Origin of the sequence: Aliagarivorans marinus DSM 23064 (assembly GCF_000429485.1) — a bacterium.
GTDB classification, from domain to species: Bacteria; Pseudomonadota; Gammaproteobacteria; order Enterobacterales; family Celerinatantimonadaceae; genus Aliagarivorans; species Aliagarivorans marinus.
In genome coordinates this window covers 1-4,373 of record NZ_AUBY01000043.1, presented here as the reverse complement: position 1 = coordinate 4,373, position 4,373 = coordinate 1, and the positions used below count along the sequence as shown (strand labels likewise).

General features: G+C 45.0%; 6 protein-coding genes. All 6 read right to left on the bottom strand.

All coding sequences use genetic code 11. From position 1 onward, the window contains the following. Nucleotides 1-170: 170 nt before the first annotated feature. The 6 genes from G461_RS0114430 to G461_RS0114405 are packed head-to-tail and all read right to left on the bottom strand — an operon-like array spanning nucleotide 171 to nucleotide 4,291. A complete protein-coding gene (locus tag G461_RS0114430; protein ID WP_026972366.1) occupies nucleotides 171-701 on the bottom strand; it encodes a hypothetical protein in 531 nt (176 codons plus the stop codon). Further along, entirely contained in the window at nucleotides 698-1,243 is a 546-nt protein-coding gene (locus tag G461_RS0114425) for a hypothetical protein (protein ID WP_035480388.1), read from the bottom strand. Before G461_RS0114425 ends, G461_RS0114430 begins: the two co-directional genes overlap by 4 nt. 2 nt (nucleotides 1,244-1,245) lie before the next feature. Then, nucleotides 1,246-2,295, bottom strand: coding sequence for a hypothetical protein (locus G461_RS0114420; protein ID WP_026972364.1), 1,050 nt, complete (start codon nucleotides 2,293-2,295; stop codon nucleotides 1,246-1,248). A gap of 9 nt (nucleotides 2,296-2,304) precedes the next feature. Then, nucleotides 2,305-3,153, bottom strand: a complete 849-nt coding sequence (locus tag G461_RS0114415; protein WP_026972363.1) for a hypothetical protein — start codon at nucleotides 3,151-3,153, stop codon at nucleotides 2,305-2,307. Next, nucleotides 3,153-3,824: a prepilin-type N-terminal cleavage/methylation domain-containing protein gene (locus tag G461_RS0114410; RefSeq protein ID WP_026972362.1), complete on the bottom strand. Its 672-nt coding sequence runs from the start codon at nucleotides 3,822-3,824 to the stop codon at nucleotides 3,153-3,155. The genes G461_RS0114415 and G461_RS0114410 overlap by 1 nt, the downstream gene beginning before the upstream one ends. Beyond that, entirely contained in the window at nucleotides 3,821-4,291 is a 471-nt protein-coding gene (locus G461_RS0114405; protein WP_026972361.1) for a PilW family protein, read from the bottom strand. Before G461_RS0114405 ends, G461_RS0114410 begins: the two co-directional genes overlap by 4 nt. Between the last annotated feature and the right edge of the window lie 82 nt (nucleotides 4,292-4,373).

Genomic DNA, 4,373 nt, shown 5'->3' with positions numbered 1-4,373 from the left:
ACTAACCTCCGCTTCGGCAACTGGCTCGCTGGCCTCCGCGCTTACTGCCTCCGCACTTTCTAAGTACGAGCTCTCTAACTGATAGTTGCGGCTCGAAGGATCTGTTAATACGCAGCCCTGAAGCAATAAAAATAGGACTACCGAAAAACGCTTCCATGTATACATATGAATCATCCGGCTGATTGCTTAAATAGAACTAACTCGAGCTGTTCTCCGGCTGAATCAACAAGAAGTAGCCGCTCCAAATCAACGCGACTCACTGTCAGACCTCCCAAGCTTGTTCCTTGAGTGACAATCTCTCTTGTTTCTTCTCCACTTTCTAAGTCCCTCACCCTAACAAAAGCATATAAGACCGATTTTTTCTCAAACACACCGGACAAGCGCAGAGCCAAGTTTGCCAGCTGCTGCTCACCATCTCTAAGGGCCGGCTCCGAGTGCTCTTCGTCAGACTTCGCGAGTAGCTCAGCTTCTACGGCACGAGCTTGTTTATGAGGGTTGGTAGCCGCAAACTGTTCTAACAGTAAATCTGCTTCTTCTTCAGGAATGGAGCTGGGGCCAGCAAAATTAGTATCAGGCAGTATTAAAGAGCTGTTATAGTCACTAGACGAGTAAACCGATGGAGCGCTGTAGAAATCAACGGCAATTGCAACAATTGCTATTGGTAGCGCTACGTATAAAGCTTCTTTGGTCAGGTACTTCATTCTTGCTCACCTGCTATAACTGGGATATCTAAACGATATTGACTACGCACATTCCATTGCCATTCGCTCCCTCGAGTACTCCTAACCCTCCAATTGAGCGAGCTAATAGACACACCACTATTTGAGTTCAAAGATCGATGAAAAGCCGCAATATCATCCACAGCGCCAGACAATGAAACCTCAAGGCCAAACCAAATAACCCGCCCTTCTGAAATCGGCTCAAACCAATTCATTGATTCAATCGTCACATCATAACCAGATTTCAACGACTCTAAATAACGCTGAAAATCCAAGCGAAACTCCGAAGGATTATCAAACTCCACAAAGTTAGACTCTAGCTCGCTTACGCTATCCTGAAGCTGTTGCTTTCTGGCGATGTAAGCTGTGCTGTTGTCGATAACATCTTGAGTTCTAGCCACCTGAGACACTACAGAGTTACGCTCAAGCATCGTAGAGTTTCTATTCTCAATAACTGGCATCCAAGCAAACTTAGCCAACACTAACAGCAATAACCAAGGCAAGTACTTTTTATATTGCTCCATCACTATTCGCCTACCTGCTGGTTGAGAGCCAACTCAATATTCACTACTTCCAAGCCTCTTATTTTTCTAACCGGACTAGTAAAGCTTGCAGACTTAACCCAAGGGTTGCTCAATAACTCGGCAAGCACAGCGCTAGAAGACTCGGCCCGCACACTCAAAGTAACCGACTGTTCGTTAACACTCACTCGTTCTATTTGTGCAGAAGTTCCGTAAATAGGTTGAAGAGCAGGCCACAGCTCCCACCAACTGCCCAGTCTAGATTGAATATTGCTTAACTCTTCAAATTCAGCCTCTAAAGCTCGGACATCATTGCGAATGGCTAACGCCCCACCGACTTCTTCCTGCTTACTAGCCAACTCAACTTTTGCTTGATTGAGTTGGTATGACTCGTAAAACGTGCTTAACGCCAAGTATCCGCTAAAGATAAGAGAAAAAGGTAACACCGATTTAGCTAACGCATCAGCATACCCCCGCTCAGAATCAGCATTACGCCGCCAAAGCCCAATATATCCAGCAACAGGCAGTCGCCACCAATGTCGATAGAGTTTTTGCTGATATTGCGGATACGACACTTGGCAAAACTTGTTACCTAGCACTCCATGGGCAGCAGAAAACAGCTCGCGATTTGCGAATCGACCTTTAGCCTGACGGGAAATAATTGATTTGGCTGTTATCGCAAGTAATACGGTTTCATTACCGTTGTCATACTCAATACACTCTCCAGGTATATATCCATATCCAATAATCAGACTTTCCGGTAACAACAAACCTCTAAGTTCCGAAATATTATCCGACAAATAGAATAAACTAACGGCAATTTCATTGTTATTAGCTGAATGAATAAAGTAAAGCGTATTTGCTTTATCTTCGATTTCGATGGCAATAGCTAGCTTTAGTTGCTTTGCATCCATAACCGGAAAGGTTAGTAAACGCTCCCTATAGCAACTTCTTGGGATCACTGATATGAGGGAGCTAGAGAAGAGCGTCTTCTCATCCTCAGTTTTATTCACCACACGAACTAACTTGTTCCCCAAAAAATCCAAAAACGACACAGTTATTGCCTATCCTTCTGCACCAAAGAACCTAATTGGTTGGGTATTACTTAAGGGAGATAGACTCACAAACAAGTTATTCTTAGCTCGTGAAGCCCCTTCCTCTACAACCAGTTCAATTAAAAAACTACCACTGGGGTAGAACATCAAATCATCACTCTTATATAAGCCTGTAAATTGGGTAAACAGTTGTTGCGTCAATCGCCCCTCTGAACGAGCTTCAATAATTGACTCAGCGACACCTTCACTAAGCCAGTGTTTTAATACAGCATCGGGTGCATACAACGGCAAAAAAGCACCATAAGGCATTCGCGTAAACATTGAATGATGCTCAACAGGAACATGTAGTTGACCTAGTGCTTGGGTCAACTCGCTATAACTTTGAAACATCTGGCCAGACAACTCACTAGCACTATGCTCTGAATGGTAGCCTTGAGCATCTATGATCTGCGCCCTAGCTAGTCGAGCCTTCTGCCTGTCTCCTAGCACGCGCTGCAATACCTGATCGACCATTTGAGAGTCACCACCATTAAATAGTGATATCAACCCGCCGCTATCCTGGATACGAATCGAGATACCATCTCCATAACTAAAGGGTTTTCCATAGAAATTCCATCTAGCACTCATACCTTCAGCACTGGTAGCATCCCAAGGCAATGTAGATAAAGCAAAAAGCAACTCAGACTCCGCGTCTCGCAACTTAACTTCTGCCAGCACTCGGTCCCGCAAAGATTGCGCTATAGTTACTTTGCTTTTTGCTGAGTAAGCCATTTGCATTGCCAAAACGCTGATAATTGCGGTCATCAGCAATACTTGTATCAACGCAATCCCTTGTTGATAACCGAACTTACGATACACTATGTATCTCCCCAAAGATCTGCAGAAAGGGTTACCATATAGCTGTTGTCATCTGGAACCAAAAACCGAAGCACTTGTTGATCTAAGGTAATTGCAATTGCCTGCGGCATTGCACGTATAGCCTCCCCGCTGTATTCATTTATCCACTCTGGCAAACCTTCGCGTGTATCATGAAAAAGATTCTTGTCTTCAAGGCTTCTCCAACCCAAATAACGAAACCCCGACAAGCGCAAGTCTTCAAAGAACACCTTCTCGTACTTAAACTCGGGCTTCACTCCGCTTAACACTAATTGGCGGTCGGTAATTGGCGCCTCTTTGTACAGCACCTGGTATGTGCCGTCTCCCACACTAACCACCGAAAGTTGCACAAACGCAGTCCCTTCAGTGAATACAGGAGCCTCCGTTACAAATTCTACTGATTCTTGAGTGCCCACAAACAAATACGAGCTGCTCCCTTGTTGATTCACTACGAAAGGCAGCGTACCGCGCAATACATCTAACAACATCAACTGATTTTTCTTTTCGACTACCTGCTGATAAAAAGCGTTGTTCTGCTTGGACCAGCGGTCATGAAAGAACCCATAACTGGTTGTTGCAATAAGTAGCACCGCCATCATGATGGAACTTGCAACAAGCATTTCTACCAAGGTAAAGCCTTGCTGTTCCTTCACCAGCTAAACTCCTTGTACTGTAATGGAGCACTGTCAGCAACATAAAGAGTCACACGCCACAAGATATACCGCTCAGTAAGATCCGAGTATTCAAACGCAAAATCTGGGTCTACATAACCCTTGCCCTGCCGCAAAACTTGCGCATGCCAACGATACTCAACTCCCTGAAACGCTCCTTCTCCTTCTGTAGTTCTTTCCATACGGATCTGATAACGAATCAAATCCATGACAAATGGAATTGCCGTACTCTTCTCTAGGCTCTGTGCCGCTCTACGCTCAGCGGTCAAGGTTCCTTGATAAAGCAAAGTCATCGATCCAATCACCGCCGCCAGAATTGCGCTAGCGACAAGGGCTTCAATTAACGTAAAGCCTCGTTGCTGATTAGCTAAAAGAACGTGATCACGAGGAACTGTCAAGCCTAACTGACGCTTATCTCTTAGCCGAAGCAAATAATTACAACCTAACATGCTCCAGCCCTTGCGCTAAGCTCTGCTTCAGCTCATCCCACTGGCTGCTATTGTCCACAATGCGGGGCGTTACCATAATGAC

Coding starts and splice junctions, on each gene's coding strand:
- G461_RS0114425 (WP_035480388.1), bottom strand. CDS start 1,243: ATGGAGCAATATAAAAAGTACTTGCCTTGGTTATTGCTGTTAGTGTTG.
- G461_RS0114430 (WP_026972366.1), bottom strand. CDS start 701: ATGAAGTACCTGACCAAAGAAGCTTTATACGTAGCGCTACCAATAGCA.
- G461_RS0114405 (WP_026972361.1), bottom strand. CDS start 4,291: ATGTTAGGTTGTAATTATTTGCTTCGGCTAAGAGATAAGCGTCAGTTA.